At 67.7% G+C, this 21,299-nt stretch carries 15 protein-coding genes; 2 read left to right on the plus strand and 13 right to left on the minus strand.

Going from position 1 to position 21,299, the window contains the following annotated elements:
* Positions 1-32 precede the first annotated feature (32 nt).
* Positions 33-524, plus strand: a complete 492-nt coding sequence (locus RALTA_RS15065; protein ID WP_012354267.1) for a YMGG-like glycine zipper-containing protein — start codon at positions 33-35, stop codon at positions 522-524.
* 60 nt (positions 525-584) lie between these two features.
* On the opposite strand, the gene RALTA_RS15070 is transcribed toward RALTA_RS15065, so the two are convergent.
* The 9 genes from RALTA_RS15070 to RALTA_RS15110 all read right to left on the minus strand — a co-directional run bounded on the left by RALTA_RS15070 (position 585) and on the right by RALTA_RS15110 (position 16,141).
* Positions 585-1,700 carry a YbdK family carboxylate-amine ligase gene (locus RALTA_RS15070; RefSeq protein ID WP_012354268.1) on the minus strand — a complete coding sequence of 372 codons (1,116 nt, stop codon included), beginning with the start codon at positions 1,698-1,700 and terminating at the stop codon, positions 585-587.
* Positions 1,700-2,926 (minus strand): cation:proton antiporter, encoded by a 1,227-nt coding sequence (locus RALTA_RS15075; RefSeq protein WP_041232227.1) that lies wholly within the window; start codon positions 2,924-2,926, stop codon positions 1,700-1,702. The genes RALTA_RS15070 and RALTA_RS15075 overlap by 1 nt, the downstream gene beginning before the upstream one ends.
* A 167-nt stretch (positions 2,927-3,093) precedes the next feature.
* Entirely contained in the window at positions 3,094-5,067 is a 1,974-nt protein-coding gene (locus tag RALTA_RS15080) for a tetratricopeptide repeat protein (protein ID WP_012354270.1), read from the minus strand.
* Positions 5,068-5,219: 152 nt separating this feature from the next.
* Complete coding sequence (locus tag RALTA_RS15085) at positions 5,220-6,371, minus strand: branched-chain amino acid ABC transporter substrate-binding protein (protein WP_012354271.1); 1,152 nt, start codon at positions 6,369-6,371, stop codon at positions 5,220-5,222.
* A gap of 170 nt (positions 6,372-6,541) precedes the next feature.
* Positions 6,542-10,525 carry a trifunctional transcriptional regulator/proline dehydrogenase/L-glutamate gamma-semialdehyde dehydrogenase gene (putA, locus tag RALTA_RS15090; protein ID WP_012354272.1) on the minus strand — a complete coding sequence of 1,328 codons (3,984 nt, stop codon included), beginning with the start codon at positions 10,523-10,525 and terminating at the stop codon, positions 6,542-6,544.
* A gap of 194 nt (positions 10,526-10,719) precedes the next feature.
* Complete coding sequence (locus RALTA_RS15095) at positions 10,720-13,038, minus strand: primosomal protein N' (protein ID WP_041232228.1); 2,319 nt, start codon at positions 13,036-13,038, stop codon at positions 10,720-10,722.
* A 520-nt stretch (positions 13,039-13,558) separates the two neighbouring features.
* On the minus strand, positions 13,559-14,656 hold the full coding sequence (gene hemE, locus RALTA_RS15100) for a uroporphyrinogen decarboxylase (RefSeq protein ID WP_012354274.1): 1,098 nt from the start codon (positions 14,654-14,656) through the stop codon (positions 13,559-13,561).
* 46 nt (positions 14,657-14,702) lie between these two features.
* Positions 14,703-15,653 (minus strand): alpha/beta hydrolase, encoded by a 951-nt coding sequence (locus tag RALTA_RS15105; protein ID WP_012354275.1) that lies wholly within the window; start codon positions 15,651-15,653, stop codon positions 14,703-14,705.
* A gap of 47 nt (positions 15,654-15,700) precedes the next feature.
* Complete coding sequence (locus tag RALTA_RS15110) at positions 15,701-16,141, minus strand: CoA-binding protein (protein ID WP_025586094.1); 441 nt, start codon at positions 16,139-16,141, stop codon at positions 15,701-15,703.
* 119 nt (positions 16,142-16,260) lie between these two features.
* Between RALTA_RS15110 and RALTA_RS30295 the strand changes: the two genes are divergently transcribed.
* The gene (locus tag RALTA_RS30295; RefSeq protein WP_155892723.1) at positions 16,261-16,434 is read left to right on the plus strand and encodes a hypothetical protein; all 174 of its coding nucleotides are present in this window, start codon (positions 16,261-16,263) and stop codon (positions 16,432-16,434) included.
* 414 nt (positions 16,435-16,848) lie between these two features.
* Here the strand turns inward: RALTA_RS30295 and RALTA_RS15115 are convergent, their stop codons facing one another.
* The 4 genes from RALTA_RS15115 to atpA all read right to left on the minus strand — a co-directional run bounded on the left by RALTA_RS15115 (position 16,849) and on the right by atpA (position 21,293).
* Positions 16,849-17,265, minus strand: a complete 417-nt coding sequence (locus RALTA_RS15115) for a F0F1 ATP synthase subunit epsilon (RefSeq protein WP_010811262.1) — start codon at positions 17,263-17,265, stop codon at positions 16,849-16,851.
* Between the two features lie 99 nt (positions 17,266-17,364).
* Positions 17,365-18,768, minus strand: coding sequence for a F0F1 ATP synthase subunit beta (gene atpD, locus RALTA_RS15120; protein WP_012354278.1), 1,404 nt, complete (start codon positions 18,766-18,768; stop codon positions 17,365-17,367).
* 33 nt (positions 18,769-18,801) lie between these two features.
* Positions 18,802-19,677 carry a F0F1 ATP synthase subunit gamma gene (gene atpG / locus RALTA_RS15125; RefSeq protein ID WP_012354279.1) on the minus strand — a complete coding sequence of 292 codons (876 nt, stop codon included), beginning with the start codon at positions 19,675-19,677 and terminating at the stop codon, positions 18,802-18,804.
* Between the two features lie 74 nt (positions 19,678-19,751).
* Entirely contained in the window at positions 19,752-21,293 is a 1,542-nt protein-coding gene (gene atpA / locus RALTA_RS15130) for a F0F1 ATP synthase subunit alpha (RefSeq protein WP_018006200.1), read from the minus strand.
* Positions 21,294-21,299 lie beyond the last annotated feature (6 nt).

A 21,299-nucleotide genomic window follows, 5' to 3' on the forward strand; every position in this document is an offset into this window, starting at 1 on the left:
TGCGTAGCCGACCACTGCGGGGGAACACGATCATGAAGCAACGCCAGCATCCCAAGCCCTATCTCGCCCTCGGCGCGCTGGCCGCGGCCCTCGCGCTGGCGCCGTTCCAGGCCACGGCGCAGAACAAGCCCATCGCCTATCCGGCCAAGGGCCAGAGCCAGCAGCAGCAGGCCAGCGACGACGGCGCGTGCTACAGCTGGGCCAAGCAGCAGACCGGCATTGATCCTGCCCAGGCCGCCAACGCGCCGCCGCCGGCCCAGGCGCAAAGCGGCCAGCGCGTGCGGGGTGCGGCAGGCGGCGCTGCCGCCGGGGCCGTGGCAGGCGCGATTGCGGGCGACGCCGGCAAGGGCGCGGCAATCGGCGCTGCAACGGGTACGGTCGCCGGCGGCATGGCGCACCGCCAGTCACGCCGCCAGGCGAACGCGGCCAACCAGCAGGCGGCGGCCAATACCAGCCAGGCGATGGGCTCGTACTACCAGGCCTGGGGCGCCTGCATGCAGGGGCGCGGCTACAGCGTCCAGTAAGGCCACGGCGCGTTCAACGCGCGCTCGGGTTGCCCCCTCGGGCCCTCTCAGGCAGCCCTCTCATGCAGCCCACTGGTCACACGCCTTGCGCACCGTCTCGCGCTGGCTGCGCGCCTCCGCGTCGACCTGGCGCAGCCAATGCGCGTCGCCGTCGCGGCGCTCGGCCAGGGCGCGGATATTGGCCAGCGCCGGCAGCGAGCCGAGCGCCTCGGCATGCGGCACCAGCGCGTCGCAGATCGACAGGATATGGTCCGCGATCGGCATGCGGGTCAGTTCGTTGGGGTGCACGTATTCGCCCTCCAGCCCGAAGCGGCACGCCTGGAAGCGGTTGAAGGTGTACACCAGGTAATCGTCTTCCTGCGGCATGAACGGGCGCGACAGCAACAGGTAGCGCGCCAGCATCTGGATATACGCGGCGATATCGCAGGCACGCTGCACCGTCAGCGGCGTGTCCATCACGCGGACCTCGATGGTGCCGAATTCGGGCTTCGGGCGGATATCCCAGTAGAAGTCCTTCATGCTTTCGATCACGCCGGTGTTGCGCATCTTCTCGAAGTACGCGGTGAAGGCATCCCACGTCAGCAGGAACGGCGCACGCCCGCTCATCGGAAAGGCCGCGACCGAATTCAGCCGTGCCGAGGCAAAGCCGGTATCGACACCCTGCACATAGGGCGACGACGCCGCCAGCGCCACGAAGTGCGGCACATAGCGGCCGATGGCATGCAGCAGGAACAGCGATTCGTCGGCGCTGGGGCAGCCGATGTGCACGTGCTGGCCGAACACGGTGAACTGCTTGGCCAGGTAGCCGTACAGCTCGGAGATGTACTGGTAGCGCGGCGAATCGGAGATGGTGCGGTCGGACCATTGCTGGAACGGATGCGTGCCGCCGCCGGCAATGCCCAGGTTCAGCGAACGCGAGGCCGCCACCATGAGGTCGCGCATGACCGTCAGTTCTTCAAGCGCCTGCTGGTAGCTGTGGCAGATGCCGGTGCTGATCTCGATCATCGACGGGCTGATCTCGGGCTTGATGTCGCCCGCATGCTCGGCGCCCTTGAGCGCGCGCAGCAGGTCGGGTGCGAACGGCGCCAGGTCATAGTCATGCCGGTTGACCAGCTGCAGCTCCAGCTCGACGCCGAAGGTCAGCGCCTCGGATTGCTTGAACGGTTCGAGCGACATCAGCGCCCTCCTCCATTGGCCCGGATATCGACGCGGACTTCGCCTGCGTAGCGCAGCGCCCAGGCCGCGATCACCGGGCCGAAAAGTTGTTCGATGGCCAGCGCGCACAAGATGATGGCCGCCAGCGGCTGCCCGGTGCCCGGATAGAGGCGCGCGACGTCATGCATCAGCAGGTAGGCCAGGCCCGACATCGGCGCCAGCGCCAGCCCCAGCGCCATGCACTGGCGCAGGCTCAGTCCCGAGAACGAACCCAGCGACACCACGCCGGCGAGCTTGGCGACGTGGCGCAGCACCACCAGCGCGATGGCGTAGACGCCGCCCACGGCCCAGTCCTGCGCCGTCAGCGGCAGGCCCAGCGACACCACCATCACGATAATCAGCAGGCTGCCGGCGCTGCCGAAATGCGGGGGCCACACGTGCGGCTGGTTGTCCTGGTGCTTGAACACCACGCCGGCCAGCATCAGCGTCAGCGGCATCGACAATTTTAGTACCCGGGTCAGCGCGAGCGTGAACAGCACCAGGCCGACCAGCACCAGGAAGCTGTAGTGGTCGTCGGCCGACATGCGGTCGTAGATGGCATGGCCGAGCTTGCCCACCAGCCAGGCCAGCAGGCATGAGCCCACCAGCAGGTACAACGGATGCAGCAGCGCCGCGCCCAGGTTGCCATATTCCGAATGCAGCCAGCCCGTGGCGACCTGCACGATCGCGGCGGCATAGATGCTGTTGAGCGCCGCCATGGCCAGCAGCCGTTCGGTGACCTGCCCCTCGGCGCGCAGTTCGTTCTTGAGCTGCAGCACGATGGTGGGCGAAGTGCTGACCGCAATGCCGCCGGCCAGGATGGCCACGCCGGGTGAGGCGCCGATCCACTGCAGCACCGCCGCCACCAACCCCCAGGTCAGCAGGCTTTCAAAGGCACTGGTCAGCAGCAGCCAGCGGTTGGCGCGCAGCCAGGTCAGCGAAAGCCGGTGGCCGAGTTCGAACAAGGCCAGCGCCAGCGCCATATCGATCAGGATACGGGTCTGGTTGATCATGTTCTCGTCGACGATGCCGCGGCCCAGCATGCCGGCGCACAACCCCGCCGCGGCGTACCCGACAATGCGCGGGCAACGCAGCCAGCGGCGGCTCAGCTCGCCCGCCAGGCCGGCGCCGACCAGGGCCAGCCCGACCCAGAAGAGGCCGCCGGGCGCGAGCGGGAGGCTTGGAAAAAGTTGGCTCAGTCCGTTCATGGCGACATGGTAATGTAAGCACTTCACAATCCATGTCAGTGATTGTCCGACACCGCACCAAACGCGCGTCTTATTTCAGCCATCTTCTCGTAAAAAACGCCATCTTCGGATGGCGTTTTTTACATTCCTTACATCCGCGGCCGAGGGCGCGGGTCCCGGGAGGCGCTTCAGACACCCCACATCTTCCACACCGGGCGCGTGGCCTTCAACGCCGCCTCGACCTGCCCATACAGCGTACGCGTGGCACCCTGCGCCGCACCGCGGGCGCGGGCCTTGTCGAAGTAGCCGAGCGCGGCCTCGCGCAGCCCCTGCCCGAGTGCGGATTGCACCGCGCGCAGGTACACCTCGGCATCCCAGTCCTCCCGCGCGGCGAAGGCGGCGACGAAATCCGCCAGCGCGGCGTCATGGCGGCGCGCGGCGTTGTGCACCAGTCCACGCTGCACGCGCGGGCCGGCCTGGTCGTGCGGATCGCCTTCGGTCAGCGCCACCGCCTGCTCGAACAGCGGCAGTGCGCGCTCGGGCTCGCCCAGGTCGCGCCAGACCTGGCCGAAACGGTTGTACAGCCAGGCATCCTCCACCAGCAGTGCGCGGCGCTGCTGGGTCTCGATCTCGGCCAGCGCATCGGTGCGGTCGTGCTCGTCCATGCCGGCCATCCGGCGCTGCAGCAGCGCGGCATAGTGCGCGCGCGCATGCGCCATCGGGTGCGCGGCCTCGCTGCGCGCCTCGATCGGCAGCGCATCAAGGCGCGCATCCATGTGCGCCATCGCGGCCCGCGCGGCCTCGGTCGGCTCGGCGCCGCCGATGGCCTTCCAGGCGGCGATCATGCGGCTGAAGACCCAGGTCACATCGGCCGGATTGCGCTCGAGCGGATAGCGGTTGAGCACCTCGCCCGCCAGCTCCGCCACCTTCTGGTGCTGGCCCGCGTCGGCATGGCAATCGAGCAGGTCGATCCAGTGCTCGATGAACTCGCTCGCCGCCATGCCCTGGCGGTGCAGCGCGATGCGCTCATCCGCGTGCGCGGCGTCGGCCGGCAGGCTGCGCGCCAGCAGCCGGCACAGCAGCGAATAGACATGGGTGTCGGCATTGCCGCCATGGCCGGCGGCATCGCCCTGGCCCGTGGCAAAGTACTGGTCGAAGCGTGCCACGCCGGCGCGCCCGGCCTGGACCAGCAGCGGTCGCAGCGCGGCTTCGGCGGCGGGCACGTCGTCGATGAATTCGCCCAGCGCCATGGCGGCGCGGTAGTAGCCGGCGCCGTCGTCGCACTGGTCGGTCAGCGTGAAGCGCAGCCACGGCTCGCGCTCGGCCGGCGCGGTGCCGACATTGCCGTCCCCGCGCTGCGCCAGCTGGTAGCGCCAGGCCAGTTCGCGCACCTGGCTCTGCGGGTCGGGCACCTGGCGCAGGTAGACGCCGAGGTCGTCGAGCGCGCCTTGCAGGTCGCCGGCGCCATGGCGCAGCGGCGCGCGCAGCCGGCGCGCCTCGGGGTGGTCGGGGTGCTCGGCCAGCACGCGCGCGGCCTGGTCGGCGGCGACGGCATCGCCGGCGGCGGCATCGAGCTCCAGCAGATGCGGGTTGTCCAGCGCGACCCGGCCCAGGCAGACCCGCATCAGCGGCTCCGCCGGCGCGCCGGCGGCGTCGGTGCGGGCGATGTAGTCCGACACCAGCGGCGCGATATCGTCGGCGCCCAGGTCGGGGTTGCGCACCATCAGGTCGTACCAGTAGCGCGCCGCGCCGGCGATGTCGCCCAGACGCAGCGCCGCCAGGCCGGCGTGGAAATGCGCGGCCCATTCGCCCGTCAGCAGTCCGCTGCGCTGCGCGGCCTCGTGCAGCCACGGGCGGGCCTCGGCGTCGCGGCCCAGGCTCATCAGCATGGCGCCGTAGCGGTGCGCGATCACGCCGCGCGAGACCCAGCGGTGCGGCGGCTGCAGCGGCAGCGTGTCGAGCCGCGCCAGCGCCTCGTCCAGCACTGCCAGCGCGGCGCCGGCATCGCCGTTGTCAAAGTGCAGCCGCGCGCGCAGCGTGACGAAGTCCACCACCTCGGGGCGCGCCTGCGACAACTGGTCGGCAATCTGCAGCGCTTCGGCGAAGCGCCCCTGGTTGGCTAGCTCGATGGCGTGGTCGTAGCTGGCTTCGTGCTCGGACACGTACTGCTCCTATGGATGAAAAAATGTGCGAGTGCGGGATTATGCGCCAATGGCGGCGATTGGGACCTTGTCTGGCCCGGCGCCGGCACCCGGAAAAGAAAAACGCCGCCCGCAGGCAGCGTTCTTCCCATGCGCCAGACGCGGCCGGCAGCTTACTTGCCGCCCACCGTCTCCAGCACCGTCCACTTGCCGCCCACGACCTTGTAGACCGTGATGCCGCCATCCTTCAGGTCGCCGCGCGCGTCATACGCCAGCGTCTTGGTGGTCACGCCCTGCATATTGGTCGCCGCCAGCACCGGCAGGTAGCGCGCCGGGTCGGTCGAGCCGGCCTTGACCATGGCCGTCATCATCGCGGTGGCGCCGTCGTAGGCGTAGGGCGAATAGGTCTGGACCTTGGAGCCGAAGCGCTTCTCGTACTTCTTCTCGTACGCGGCGCCGCCGGGCATCTGGTCCAGCGGCAGGCCGGCCAGCGACACCACGGTGCCTTCGGCCGCGGGGCCGGCGAGCTTGAGGAAGTTGTCGGTCTTGGACATTTCGCCCGACACCAGCGGGGCCTTGATGCCCAGCTCCTTGACCTGCTTGGCCATCGGCGCGGACTGGGTCTCGGCACCGCCGTAGAAGATGATGTCCGGGTTGCTGCGCTTGATGTTGGTCAGCACGGCCTTGAAGTCCACCGCCTTGTCGTTGGTGAACTCGCGGCGCACGATCTTGCCGCCGGCGGCCTTGGCGGCCTTCTCGAACTCGTCGGCCAGGCCCTGGCCGTAGGCGGTGCGGTCATCGACGATGGCGATGTTCTTCGCGCCCAGCTTCTTCACCACGAAGGCGCCGATCACCGAACCCTGCTGGGTGTCGGAGGTCATCATGCGGAAGGTGGTCTTGAAGCCCTGCTTGGTGTATTCCGGCGCGGTCGCCATGGCGATCTGCGGAATGCCGGCGCGGTTGTAGACCATCGACGCCGGGATCGTGGTGCCCGAGTTGAAGTGGCCCAGCATGCCCTGGATGCCGTTATCGACCAGCTTCTGCGCGACCACCGAACCGGTCTTGGGATCGGCCTGGTCGTCTTCCGAAACCAGCACGAACTTGACTTCCTTGCCGCCGATCTTGGGCTTGGTGGCGTTCATGTCCTCGATCGCGAGGACAATGCCGTTCTGCATGTCCTTGCCGTACTGGGCCTGGCCGCCGGTCATCGGGCCGGCGTAGCCCAGCTTGATTTCCTGCGCCTGCGCGAAGGCGGCGGAGGCGGCGGTCAGGCCGGCCAGGGTCAGGGCAACGGTCAGTGCCGTCTTGTGGAAGGTCGAGCTCATCAGATCTCCTTGGGTCCCAAATGGTGCCGATGTGGTGCCGATGTGGTGTCGTTACCGGCAGTTGTATTGCGGCGCAGCCTGGCAGTGCCGCGCCGTGCTTTTCTCTGCGCGGCGGGGCGGGATCACCGCCATCGCCGCGCGCTTCGACATGACGCCGTCCGAGGGTTGCCTCAGCCGATCGTCATCAAACTGGCATTGCCGCCCGCGGCCGCGGTGTTGACCGAGAGCGAGCGCTCGATCAGCAGGCGGTCGAGCGCAATGTTCCGTTCTCCCTGCGCCAGGCCCTGCACGCCGATGATCGCCCCCGGCCGCGCTGCCACCTGCTCGCAGACGGTGCGCAGCTGATCCGAGTCGCCGTGGTGCAGCACCGCATCGATTGCCGTGTCCGCCGCGGTCCAGTCGGCCACCATGCGGACGCGCGATTGTACGCCCTTAGGCAGGCGCGCAAACAGCCCCCGGCCGACCGGGCTTTCCGGCCATACCGCCTCGGCGCCGACCGTCAGCACGGCGCCCAGCTGCAGGGCCAGGTCGGCTTCCTGGGCGGCCAGGCACAGCACCCGCTCGCGCGCCAGCAGGGTGTAGGTATTGCGCTCGCCGGTGGGACCCGCCAGCGTCACCGCCAGGCCCGAGGCCGAGGCCTCGGCGAAGCGCTCGCAGGCGGCCGCCACCTCGGGCAGTTCGCGCCGCGCCCACTCGCGGAAGGCCTCCGCGGCACGCACGGCGTCGTCGTCCGGTCCTACCGTCTGCGCGCCGCCCGCGCCGGCATTGACATCGGCCGCGCGCACGCTGCGCGCCACCGCGTCCTGCGGACAGACCGACAGCAGCCGGTGCAGGTAGAGCGGGCCGCCCGCCTTGGGGCCGGTGCCCGACAGCGCCTCGCCGCCGAACGGCTGCACCCCCACCACCGCGCCGACGATATTGCGGTTCACATACAGGTTGCCCACCCGGGCCCGGCTGACGATGAACGAGATGGTCTCGTCGATACGGGTGTGGATACCCAGCGTCAGCCCGTAGCCCGTACCGTTGATCTGGCTGACCATGGTGTCGAGCCCCGCGCGCGGGAAACGCACCACGTGCAGCACCGGGCCGAACACCTCGCGCTTCAGTTCCTCGATGCTGTCCAGTTCGATCAGCGTCGGCGGCACGAAGGTGCCATGGCGGCAGCTGGCGCCCTGCGCGGCGTTGGGATCGGCCTGGTGGACCCGTCGGCCCTTGGCGCGCATCGCATCGATATGGCGCACGATGCCGGCGCGCGCGTCTTCGTCGATCACCGGGCCGACGTCGGTCGACAGCCGGTCCGGGTTGGCCATGTTCAGTTCCTGCATCGCGCCCTTGAGCATTTCGAGCACGCGATCGGCCACGTCATCCTGCAGGCACAGCACGCGCAGCGCCGAGCAGCGCTGGCCGGCGGAGTCGAACGCGGAATTGACCACATCGCCGACCACCTGCTCGGCCAGCGCCGAGGAGTCGACGATCATCGCGTTCTGGCCGCCGGTTTCGGCAATCAGCGGAATCGGACGGCCGGCGGCGTCCAGGCGCCCGGCGACATTGCGCTGCAGGATGCGCGCGACCTCGGTCGAGCCGGTGAACATCACGCCCTTGACGCGGGCGTCGCCCACCAGCGCGGCGCCGACGGTCTCGCCGCGGCCCGGCAGCAATTGCACCGCGCCGGCCGGCACGCCGGCCTCGCGCAGCAGCTTCACCGCAGCGGCGGCGATCAGCGGGGTCTGCTCGGCGGGCTTGGCCAGCACCGGATTGCCGGCGGCCAGCGCGGCCGCCACCTGGCCGGTGAAGATCGCCAGCGGGAAATTCCACGGGCTGATGCAGACCACCGGGCCGAGCGGGCGGTGGGTCTCGTTGTCGAAGCCGCGGCGCACCTCGGCCGCGTAATAGCGCAGGAAGTCCACCGCCTCGCGCACTTCGGCGATGGCGTTGGAAAAGGTCTTGCCGGCTTCGCGCATGATGATGCCCATCAGCGACTGCATCTGGGCTTCCATCAGGTCGGCGGCGCGTTCCAGCGCGGCGGCGCGCACGTCCGGCGGCGTCGCCTGCCAGATCGGCGCGGCCTGGACCGCGGCCTGCAGCGCGGCGTCGACATCGGCCTGGCTGGCCTCGGTGACATGGCCGACCACGTCGCGGTGATCGGCCGGGTTCAGGACCGGGGTGGTGATGGCATCGGCGGCGCGCGCCACCTCCGCGCCCAGCATCGGCTCGGCGGCGAGGCGCTCGCCGGTGCCGGCCAGCAGCGCCGACGACAGCGATGCCAGGCGATGCTCGTTGGCCAGATCGATGCCGGCCGAATTGGGCCGGCTCTTGCCATACAGCGCGCGCGGCGACGGGATGCGCGGGTGCGGCAGGCCCAGCACGCCTTCGTCGCGATGCATGGCCTCGACCACGGCCACCGGATCGGCAACCAGCGCGTCGAGCGAGATGGTGTCGTCGGCGATGCGGTTGACGAAGGAGGTGTTGGCGCCGTTCTCCAGCAGCCGGCGCACCAGGTAGGCCAGCAGCGTTTCATGCGTGCCAACCGGCGCGTAGATGCGGCAGGGCCGGTTGAACTTGCCGTCGGCGGTGGGGCCTACCACCTGGTCGTACAGCGGCTCGCCCATGCCGTGCAGGCACTGGAATTCATACTGGCCCGGGTAGTAGCTGTGGCCGGCAATCTGGTAGATGGCCGACAGCGTGTGCGCGTTGTGCGTGGCGAACTGCGGATAGATCGCGTCCGGCACCGACAGCAGCTTGCGCGCGCAGGCGATATACGACACATCCGTGTAGACCTTGCGCGTATAGACCGGATAGCCCTCCAGCCCTTCCACCTGGGCGCGCTTGATCTCGCTGTCCCAGTAGGCGCCCTTGACCAGGCGGATCATCAGGCGGTGGCGGCTGCGGCGGGCCAGGTCGATCAGGTAGTCGATCACGAACGGGCAGCGCTTCTGGTAGCCCTGCACCACGAAGCCGATGCCGTTCCAGCCCGCCAGTTCGGGCTCGAAGCACAGGCGCTCGAGCAGGTCCAGCGAGATCTCGAGGCGGTCGGCCTCCTCGGCGTCGATATTGATGCCGATGTCGTACTGGCGCGCCAGCAGCGTCAGCGACTTCAGGCGCCCGTACAGTTCGCCGATCACGCGCTCGTGCTGCGCGCGGCTGTAGCGCGGATGCAGCGCCGACAGCTTGATCGAGATGCCAGGGCCCTCGTAGATGCCGCGGCCGCGCGAGGCCTGGCCGATGGCGTGAATGGCCTGCTCGTACGAAGCCAGGTAGCGGGCGGCATCGGCCTCGGTCATGGCCGCTTCGCCGAGCATGTCGTAGGAGTAGCGGAAGCCCTGCGCCTCGTACTTGCGCGCGTTGGCGAGCGCCTCGGAAATGGTCTCGCCGGTGACGAACTGCTCGCCCATCAGGCGCATCGCCATGTCCACGCCCTTGCGGATCAGCGGCTCGCCGCCCTTGCCGATGATGCGCGTGAGCGCCTTGGTCAGGCCCGACTCGGTATGCGTGGCGACCAGCTTGCCGGTCAGCAGCAGCCCCCAGGTGGCGGCGTTGACGAACAGCGACGGGCTCTGCCCCAGGTGCGACTGCCAGTTGGCGCCGCTGATCTTGTCGCGGATCAGCGCGTCGCGCGTGGCCTTGTCGGGAATGCGCAGCAGCGCCTCGGCCAGGCACATCAGCGCCACGCCTTCCTGCGACGACAGCGAGAACTCCTGGATCAGTCCCTGCACCAGGCCTTCGCGCCCCGTGCCGACCTTTTGCTCGCGCAAGCGCGTGGCCAGTGCCTTGGCCATCTTGATCGCGGCGTCCGCCTGCTGCTGCGGCAGGCGCGCCTGCTCCAGCAGCACCGGCACGCAATCGGTTTCCGGACGGCGATAGGCCGAGGTGATGGCGGCACGCAGCACCGATTGCGGCTGGATGCTCTGCGCGAATTCCAGGAAGGGCTGGGGCGCGGCGTCGCCATGGACCATCTCGGTGCCGTCACTGCCCTCGCCCTCCGTGCCGGCGGCGCCCGCGTCGAACGGCAGGTGGCCGCGCTCGATCTGCTCGAGATAGCTGAAGATCGCCTGCTTGATCAGCCAGTGCGGGGTGCGGTCGATGGATTGAGCAACGCGCTTGAGGCGGTCGCGCGAGGCATCGTCGAGCTTGACGCCAAGGGTGGTGGTGGCCATTGCGGGCAATTCTCCGAAAGACTGGAGCTGCCGCCGGTGCTACCTCGTCCGTGCCGACAGGCAGGGGCGCGCGACCGGCCGCAGCCTGTGAGCTGGCGCGATCTTACTCCCGAAAATCTCCAAGGTGCAACCTTGTGCAACCCTATCGAAAACCCTAATCAAACGGTTGCACCATCGCTGCGCTGGCTGCCGCGCTAGATCCGCAACGGGTCGATTTCCAGCTGCCAGCGCACCCCCTTCACCTCCGTGCCAACCTCTGCGAAAGTCTGTACCCACTCGGCCACAAACCGTTGCAGTATGGGGCGTGCCGTCGCCTCCACCAGCATCTGGGCACGCTCGCGGTTGAACACGCGCACCATCGACATCGGCACCGGATCATGCAGTTGCACCTCTTGCGCCAGGGTGCAGTGTCCGGCATGCCGACGCGCGGCTTCCAGGAACTGCAGCGCCCGCTCCAGCTGCCCGTGTTCCGCCGTGACCAGCACCTGGAAACAGAACGGGGGCAACCCGGCCTGGCGCCGCTCGCGCAACTGGCTGGCCGCGAATCCATCATAGTCATGGCGCATCAGGGCCTGCAATGCCGGGGTATCGGGATAGCGGGTCTGGATCAGCACCTCGCCCGGCAACCCGGCCCGCCCTGCCCGCCCGGCCACCTGCATCAGCGACGCAAACAGGTGCTCGGCGGCACGGAAGTCGTGGCTGAACATGGCCGCGTCGGGATGGACGATGCCGACCAGGGTCACGCGCTGGAAGTCATGCCCCTTGGCCACCATCTGCGTGCCCACCAGGATATCGACCTCGCCCGCGTGGACTTCGTCGAACATGGCCTGCGCGCTGCCCTTGCGCCGCGTCGAATCCGCGTCGATGCGGGCGATGCGGGCCTGCGGGAAGCGTGCCGCCAGCGCTTCCTCGATGCGCTGGGTGCCGCGCCCGAGCGGGGCGATGTCGACATTGCCGCAGTCCGGGCAGTGGTGCGGCACCGGCGCCTCGAGGCCGCAATGGTGGCAGCGCAGGCGCCGTTCGGGCCGGTGCAGCACCAGGTACGCCGAGCAGCGCGGACAGCCCGACAGCCAGCCGCAGCTGTCGCAGGCGATCACCGGCGCGTAGCCGCGCCGGTTCAGGAACAGCAGGCTCTGCTCGCCGCGCGCCAGGCGTGCGTCGATGGCCTCCAGCAGCGGCACGGACAGGCCTTCGAACAACGCGCGCTGGCGCTGGCGCTCGTGGTTCAGGTCCACCAGCCGCACCGTCGGCAGCGCCGCATCGGCCTGGGCACGCTCGCGCAGCACCAGCTTGCGGTAGGTGCCTTGCCCGGCTCGCCACCACGTCTCCATCGACGGCGTCGCCGAACCCAGCACCACCGCGATGCCGCGCTGCTTGGCGCGCCACACCGCCAGGTCGCGGGCGGAGTAGCGCAGGCCTTCCTGCTGCTTGTAGGAGGTGTCGTGCTCCTCGTCGACCACGATCAGGGCCAGCGCCGGCAGCGAGGCCATCACCGCCATGCGCGTGCCCAGCACGATGCGGGCCTCGCCGCGATGCGCCGCCAGCCACTGCAGACTGCGCTCCTGGTCGGCCAGTCCGCTGTGCAGCACCGCCAGCGGCAACTGCGGGAAGCGCGCGGCAATGCGGGCCTGCAGCTGCGGGGTCAGGTTGATTTCCGGCACCAGCATCAGCACCTGTGCGTGCGGATCGCGCGCCAGCACCGCCTGCATGGCATGCAGGTAGACCTCGGTCTTGCCGCTGCCGGTCACGCCGTGCAGCAGGAACGGGGCAAAGCCTTCGGCCTCGGCGATGGCCTGCACCGCGGCGCGCTGCTCGTCATGCAGCGGCGGCGCGACCGATGGCGGCTGGGCGGGATCGGTCGGCAACAGGCTGCGCTCGGTGCGCCGGGTGTCGATCCAGCCCGCGGCCTGCCATTCGGCCAGCCGCGACGGCGCTGCGGCACAGAGCGCGCGGGCCTGCGCCAGGGACAGCGGCTCCCTCGTGGCAGCGCGCTCGGCCAGCGCCTGGGCCAGGGCACGCACACTGCGGGCACGGGGCGGCACGGCGGCCAGCAGGGTCTGCGCATGGTCCGGCAGCACGCGGTATTCATCGGTGCGGGCACGCTGCGCAAGGTTCGGCCAGCTTTCCGCCTCGCGCAAGGCAGGCGGCAAGGCCGGCAACATCACTTCACCAAGGCGGCGCTGGTAGTAGCGCGCGGCAAACGCCGCCAGCGCGATCCAGTCTGGCTGCAGCGGCGGCAGCCAGTCCAGCCGCTGGGCAACCGGCCGCAGCTTCTCCACAGGCACGTCCGAGGCTTGCGCGGATTCGACCGCCACGCCAACCATGCTGCGGCGGCCGAACGGCACGACCACCAGGTCGCCGGGGGCGACGCCGGCGATGGCGAGGTAATCGAAACAGTCGTCGGCAGGGGTGTCGAGCGCAACCCGGATCACGGGCGGCGCAGGTGAGGCCGTCCCGGCGCTGGAGGATGGCGCCGCGGGTTCGCGAGGGAGCGCGCCGCTATCGGGCAGCATGTCCAGCCTGGTGCATCGCCGTGGGGCATGCGCCGGGCCAGTGGCGGTGTGCCGGGCCATGCCGGAAGGTCTGTGTGCGGCGCAACATCAACTTAAAGTAAAACTTCAAATGTGGCCCTAAGTCGATGATAGATGACTGGTTTTCCACTAATTCACGCGCCCCTGTGGATAACTTTGTTGAAAAGTCGCTCTGCATGGCTGGGAAGCCCCGAAAAACAAGGGTTCCACTGGCATCGCCCCCTACTTTGCAAATCTTCCAAAGCCTTAAAAATCAAGGGCTTGCAAACATCCCCCAGATAGGTTAGGGAATAACCCTGTCATGCACTGCGGCAAACCTATCGGTGTGCATAAGTCAAGTCCCGTCAGTCAAGTGCGCACACCTTTTTGGCGGTTCGTGGCGAAAAAGTTAACTTGACATGGTACGGCCGCGCGGTCTGCGCAGCACTGGGTACGGGCGCCGCCGTAACGTTGCAGCGCGGGGCCCTGCCGAAGCGGCCCGCTTGCCGGCATACCGCGACCGTCACTTCCCCGCCGCGCGCAGCTGGCGGCTGTACCCGTGGACCTCGTCGACCAGCACGGAAACGGCCTCGGGCGGCGTGAACTGAGAGATGCCGTGGCCGAGGTTGAAGACATGGCCGTCGCTGCCGCCGCCGGCGGCATAGCTGTCCAGTACGCCACGTACTTGCGCGCGGATGGCGGCCTCGGGTGCGAACAGGACGGTGGGGTCGATATTGCCCTGCAATGCCACGCGGCCGCCGGTACGCCGGCGCGCCTCGGCCAGGTTGACGGTCCAGTCCAGCCCGATGGCATCGGCGCCGGTGTCGGCCAGCGCTTCGAGCCACAGGCCACCGCCCTTGGTGAAGACGATCGCTGGCACTTGCTGCCCGGCGTGCTCGCGCTTCAGGCCGGCCAGCACGCGGCGCATGTATGCCAGCGAGAACGCCTGGTACATGCCGTCAGCGAGCGCCCCGCCCCAGGTGTCGAAAATCATCACCGCCTGCGCCCCCGCCTCGATCTGCGCATTCAGGTACGCCGTGACCGCCTGCGCATTGATCTCGAGAATGCGGTGCATCAGGTCGGGGCGGCCGTACATCATCGCCTTGACCGTGCGGAAGTCGTCCGAGCCGCCGCCCTCCACCATGTAGCAAGCCAGCGTCCAGGGGCTGCCCGAGAAGCCGATCAGCGGCACGCGCTGGCGGCCGTCCTGCACCAGCGCGCGGCGGATCTCGCTCACGGCGTCAAATACGTACTGCAGCGACGCCATGTCGGGTACGGCCAGCTTGTGCACGTCGGCCTCGGTGCGCAGCGGATGCGCGAAACGCGGGCCTTCGCCCTGCGCGAACGACAGGCCCAGCCCCATCGCATCCGGCACGGTCAGGATGTCGGAGAAGAGGATGGCCGCGTCCAGCGGATAGCGATCCAGCGGCTGCAGTGTCACTTCGGTGGCGTAGGCCGGGTTCTTGGCCAGCCCGAGGAAGCTGCCGGCGCGCGCGCGCGTGGCGTTGTACTCGGGCAGGTAGCGGCCTGCCTGGCGCATCAGCCACAGCGGCGTGTATTCGGTGGGCTGGCGGCGCAGCGCGCGCAGGAAGGTATCGTTCTGCAGTGCGGTCATGGTCATCCTCGTAAGACCGCCATTCTAAGGGATGGCCGCGCGCGGATGCCCCTCAGACGTCGTCGATCATCCCGGCGAACGCCGACGCGGCGCGCCGCATCCATTCCCGCGCACGCTCGGCCTCGGGCTGCAGCCGCGCGAAGCCGTGGGTCATGCCGCCTGCCTCGATGGTAATGACCGGGGCATCGTGGCGCACCAGGAAGTCGGCATAGGCCAGGCCGTCGTCGCGCAGCACGTCGTGCGCCGCCACCAGCACCACGGTGGCCGGCGGGCGCACCGGCGGCGCGGCCATCAGGTGCACGCGCGGATCGGCGTGGGCGGCGCCCTGCGCCAGCGCTTCAGCGCCGATGAACTGGGTCCAGAACCACGCCATCTCGTCACGCGTCAGGCCCGGGCCGTCGGCGAAGGCGCGATAGCTTTCGGTGGTGAGCACCGGCGCGGCGACCGGATAGATCAGCAGCTGGGCATCGACCCGCACCGCGTCGCCGGCATTGATCTGCTGCGCGGCCTGCGCAGCGAGGTGGCCGCCGGCACTGTCGCCGGCCACGGCCAGGAAGCCCGGCGCCAGGCCCAGCGCCTGGCGCTGGCCGGCAAGCCAGAGGACGGCTTGCATGGCGTCGTCGCAGGGCGCCGGGAAGGCGTGCTCGGGGGCAAGCCGGTAATCGACGCTGGCCACGGCACAACCGGTATCGGCAGCCAGCAGGGCCGCCACGGTATGGTGCGTCTGGGTCGAGCCGATCACCCAGCCGCCGCCGTGGAAGTACACCATCAGCCGCGGCGCTGCCACGCCAGCCGGGCGGAACAGCCGTGCCCCGAGCGTGCGCCCGGCCAGCGCCACGTCCAGCTGCTGCACGACCACGCCCTCCGGATCGGGCCGCAACGAGGCGGCGGCAATCTCGGCGAAACGGGCTCGCTGCGCCGGGACGTCGGCTGGAGCCGGCTCCGAGGCATAGCGTTCGGCCAGGCGGCGGTAATAGGAGAGCAGTTGCGGATCGATGGCCATGGTCGGCGGCAGATGCAGAAATCGTAAGGGAGGAGGATCGGCGAGGGTCAGGCCTGGCCAAGCCGGCGCGTCAGCTCGATCTTGCTGCAGCAGTCCTGCACCGCCAGCAGCCCCGCATCGGTGGCGTGGCGCACCGCCTGGTCGTTGACAATGCCAAGCTGCAACCAGACCCCGCGCGCACCGATGGCGATGGCCTCGTCGACCACACCTGGCGTGTCTTCAGCGCGGCGGAAGATATCCACCCATTCGATGGGCGCGCCGGCCGCCGCGGCAGCATGGGCCGCCTCGCGCAGCGTGGCGTGGCAGGTCTCGCCCAGGATGCGATCGCCGGCATGGCGCGGATTGACCGGCACAATGCGGAAGCCATGGCCTTGCAGGAATTCGGCCACCTCATGGCTGGGCCGCTCCGGGCGGTCGGACAGGCCGACCACGGCTACGGTCTTCATTGCCAGCATGGCTGGTATGGCTTGCTGCATTTCAGGCGCCATGGCATCTCCGGTGTGGGTGTTCATCAAGTGACGGTGGGGCGCCAGGCAAGCCGGTGCGCCCGGCGCACCAGACCAATCGTAACCGCAATTGTCACGCAGGATTTGGTGCGGAAACGAACATGGAATCAGCCAATATAAAGATAATCCCGCAGCACCTGGCGCCGGCAAAGGTGACGCATACGCGCGAAAATATGCCGATCACGCCGGATTTTAAGCGCTCCGGCTTTCAACTTCTTTCAAAACGATACATTTTGTTACTGCCATGCCAGGGAGTTTCCCCCACAATGCATTGACACACCCGCTGTCCGGGCGTGGCGCCCCGGTGAAAATGGCAGTGCAGACTAAAGGGGCGTGGTGAAGAAAGCCTTTTTGTAGCGTTTCCGGCAGTAACCCGATTTTCCGATCCAGCGTAAAGCTTGCTGGACCGGAGCACCAGGAAGACCGTTGCAGCGCGTGGCCTTTGCGGCCTGTGTGCGGATATGTGGATATCCGGTGCGCCTTGCTTGTCGACCTGGACCGAACCCGTTCCTTCGAATTGACCCCTCGAAGGGATTTTCCCGTCCGCGCGGAGCCTCCCCGGCCCGCGCGCTTTTTTTTGTCCAGGCGCGACAAAAGCATATCGCCGCACTCACAAAAAAGGCAGCCTCGCGGCTGCCTTTTTTAATGTCGCATCGAAAAAACAACAATGCGACAGTGCTGCGCGATGCTTACTTCTTCCGACGCAGGCGGGCGATCGCTGCCAGTTGCGCGGCGGCCACGGCCAGTTCGCTCTGGGCACGGGCAAGGTCGAGGTCGCTGCTCTGATTCTGCATCAGCTCCTCGGCGGCGCGCTTGGCTTCCTGGGCCTTGGCTTCGTCCAGGTCGCCACCGCGGATCGCGGTGTCGGCCAGCACGGTGACGTGCTTGGGCTGCACTTCGAGAATGCCGCCGGCAACGAACACGAACTCTTCGCTGCCGTCTTCCTTCTCGATGCGCACTGCACCCGGCTGGATGCGCGTGATCAGCGGCGTGTGGCCGGGCAGGATGCCCAGCTCACCCGACTCGCCCGGCAGCGCCACGAACTTCGCCTGGCCGGAGAAGATCGACGCTTCCGCGCTGACGACGTCTACAAGAATGGTTGCCATATGAATTCCTTTGTCCGTTCGCTTCACTTCTGACGGCAGGCCGCGCGGGGCGGCCTGACGCCACTCCCGCGCCGGAGCACGGGAGCGTCAAAGCGAGGCTTACTGGAGCTTCTTGGCCTTCTCGAAGGCTTCGTCGATCGAGCCGACCATGTAGAACGCCTGCTCGGGCAGGTGATCGCACTCGCCGTCGACCAGCATCTTGAAGCCGCGGATGGTTTCTTTCAGCGGCACGTACTTGCCCGGCGAACCCGTGAACACTTCGGCCACGTGGAACGGCTGCGACAGGAAACGCTGGATCTTGCGGGCGCGGGACACGGCCAGCTTGTCTTCCGGCGACAGTTCGTCCATGCCCAGAATCGCGATGATGTCGCGCAGTTCCTTGTAGCGCTGCAGGGTCTGCTGCACGCGGCGGGCCACTTCGTAGTGCTCCGTGCCGACAACCTGCGGGTCCAGCTGGCGCGAGGTCGAGTCGAGCGGATCCACGGCCGGGTAGATACCCAGCGCGGCGATGTCACGCGACAGCACCACGGTCGAGTCCAGGTGCAGGAAGGTGGTGGCAGGCGACGGGTCGGTCAAGTCATCCGCAGGCACGTAGACGGCCTGGATCGAGGTGATCGAGCCGGTCTTGGTCGACGTAATCCGCTCCTGCAGCTTGCCCATTTCTTCAGCCAGCGTCGGCTGGTAGCCCACGGCGGAAGGCATACGGCCCAGCAGTGCCGACACTTCGGTACCGGCCAGCGTGTAGCGGTAGATGTTGTCGACGAAGAACAGGATGTCACGGCCTTCGTCGCGGAAGCGCTCGGCCATGGTCAGGCCGGTCAGCGCCACGCGCAGACGGTTGCCCGGCGGCTCGTTCATCTGGCCGAACACCATGGCCACCTTGTCGAGCACGTTCGAGTCCTTCATTTCGTGGTAGAAGTCGTTCCCTTCACGGGTACGCTCGCCCACGCCGGCAAACACCGACAGACCGCTGTGCTGCTTGGCGATGTTGTTGATGAGCTCCATCATGTTGACGGTCTTGCCCACGCCGGCACCACCGAACAGGCCCACCTTGCCGCCCTTTGCGAACGGGCAGACCAGGTCGATCACCTTGATGCCGGTTTCGAGCAGGTCAACGGAAGGCGACAGTTCGTCGAACTTCGGTGCCTTCTGGTGAATCGCACGCAGTTCGTCCGAAGCGATCGGGCCGGCTTCGTCGATGGGACGACCCAGCACGTCCATGATGCGGCCCAGGGTGCCGTGGCCAACCGGCACCGAAATCGGGGCGCCGGTGCTCTTCACTGCCATGCCGCGGCGCAGGCCGTCCGACGAGCCCAGGGCAATGGTACGCACCACGCCGTCGCCCAGCTGTTGCTGGACTTCGAAGGTCAGGCCCTTCTCGGCGAACGAGGCATCGCTGCTGTCTTCCAGCACGAGCGCGTCGTACACCTTCGGCATTGCGTCGCGGGGGAACTCGATGTCCACCACGGCGCCAATACACTGCACAATATTTCCGATACTCATTTCGTATCTCCGATAGCTTGAATTCGTGACGCCTTAGACCGCAGCTGCACCGCTGACGATTTCCGACAGTTCCTTGGTAATCGCGGCCTGACGGGTCTTGTTGTAGACCAGTTGCAGTTCGCCGATCACGTTCTTGGCGTTGTCGGACGCAGCCTTCATGGCCACCATGCGCGCCGATTGCTCGGACGCCATGTTCTCGGCCACGGCCTGGTACACCAGCGCCTCGACGTAGCGGACCAGCAGCTCTTCCACGACGGTCTGGGCGTCAGGCTCGTAGATGTAGTCCCACGAGTAGGCGCGCTTCTCTTCTTCGGTCTGCGACAGCTTGTCGGCGGCGAGCGGCAGCAGCTGCTCAACCATCGGTTCCTGCTTCATCGTGTTGATGAACTTGGTGTACGCCAGGTACACCGCGTCGACTTCACCATTGGTGAATGCGTCGAGCTGGACCTTGATCGCGCCGATCAGCTTTTCCAGATGCGGGGTGTCACCGAGGTGCACCACGTGCGAAACCACCTTGGCGCCGATCCGGCCCAGGAACTGCATGCCCTTGGTGCCGATGGCGGTGGCTTGGACGTCCACGCCGCGGCCTTGCAGGCTCTTCAGTTCATTGGTGACCGAGCGCAACACGTTCGTGTTCAGGCCGCCGCACAGCCCCTTGTCGGTCGTGACCACGATCATGCCGACGCGCTTGACTTCGCGCTCCTGCATGAACGGATGCTTGAACTCGGGGTTGGCCGTAGCCAGATGCGCCGCGATGTTGCGCACCTTCTCGGCATAGGGACGGGCGTTGCGCATCCGCTCCTGCGCCTTGCGCATCTTGGACGCGGCGACCATCTCCATCGCCTTGGTGATCTTGCGCGTGTTCTGCACGCTCTTGATCTTGGTTCGAATCTCTTTCGTTCCGGCCATATCTTCCTCTCCATCCGAACCATCGCCGCGCCGGCGTGAGCCAGGCGCGGCGACGATGTCGTGGAATTACGCGGTTAGAACGCGGCGGACTTCTTGAAATCCTCGACAGCGGCACGCAGGGCGGCTTCATCTTCCTTCGAGAGCTGCTTGGTCTCTTCGATGCGGTTGATGAGGTCGGCGTACTTGGTCTTCAGGTGGTCGTGCAGGCCCTTCTCGAACGGCAGGATGTCCTTCACTTCCACGTTGTCGAGGAAGCCGTTGTTGGCGGCGAACAGCGAAGCCGACAGCTGCCACACTTGCAGCGGCTGGTATTGCGGCTGCTTCAGCAGTTCGGTCACGCGGCGGCCGCGCTCCAGCTGCTTGCGGGTGGCATCGTCCAGGTCCGAGGCAAACTGCGCGAACGCAGCCAGTTCACGATACTGGGCCAGGTCGGTACGGATACCGCCGGACAGGTTCTTCACCACCTTGGTCTGCGCAGCACCACCGACGCGCGACACCGAGATACCGGCGTTGATGGCGGGGCGGATACCGGCGTTGAACAGATCGGTTTCCAGGAAGATCTGGCCGTCCGTGATCGAGATCACGTTGGTCGGCACGAACGCGGACACGTCGCCGGCCTGCGTTTCGATCACCGGCAGCGCGGTCAGCGAACCGGTCTTGCCCTTGACGGCGCCGTTGGTGAACTTCTCGACGTAGTCGGCATTCACGCGGGCAGCACGCTCCAGCAGGCGCGAGTGCAGGTAGAACACGTCGCCCGGGTAAGCTTCGCGGCCCGGCGGGCGGCGCAGCAGCAGCGACACCTGGCGGTAGGCCCAGGCTTGCTTGGTCAGGTCGTCATAGACGATCAGCGCGTCTTCGCCGCGGTCGCGGAAGTACTCGCCCATGGTGCAGCCGGCGTAGGCGGCCAGGTACTGCATGGCGGCCGAGTCCGAAGCGGCGGCGGCGACGACGACGGTGTATTCCATCGCGCCGTGCTCTTCCAGCTTGCGCACCACGTTGGCAATGGTCGAAGCCTTCTGGCCGATTGCCACGTACACGCAGAAGACGCCCTTGCCCTTCTGGTTGATGATGGCGTCGACAGCGACGGCGGTCTTGCCGGTCTGGCGGTCGCCAATGATCAGCTCACGCTGGCCACGGCCGATCGGCACCATCGCGTCGATCGACTTCAGGCCGGTCTGTACCGGCTGGCTCACCGACTGACGCGCGATCACGCCCGGCGCGACCTTCTCGATCACGTCCGTTTCCTTGGCGTTGATCGGGCCCTTGCCGTCGATCGGCTGGCCCAGCGTGTTGACCACGCGGCCCAGCAGTTCCTTGCCCACCGGCACTTCCAGAATGCGGCCGGTGCACTTGACCGTGTCGCCTTCGGAAATATGTTCGTACTCACCCAGCACCACGGCGCCGACCGAGTCGCGCTCGAGGTTCAGCGCGAGGCCGAAGGTGTTGCCGGGGAATTCCAGCATCTCGCCCTGCATCACGCCAGACAGGCCATGCACGCGGCAGATACCATCGGTCACGGAGATCACCGTGCCGGTGTTGCGCACTTCAGCTTCGGCGCCAAGGCCCGAGATGCGGGTCTTGATCAGCTCGCTGATTTCTGAGGGGTTCAGTTGCATCACAAT

The sequence above is a fragment of the Cupriavidus taiwanensis LMG 19424 genome (assembly GCF_000069785.1).
In the GTDB taxonomy this organism is placed as follows: Bacteria; Pseudomonadota; Gammaproteobacteria; order Burkholderiales; family Burkholderiaceae; genus Cupriavidus; species Cupriavidus taiwanensis.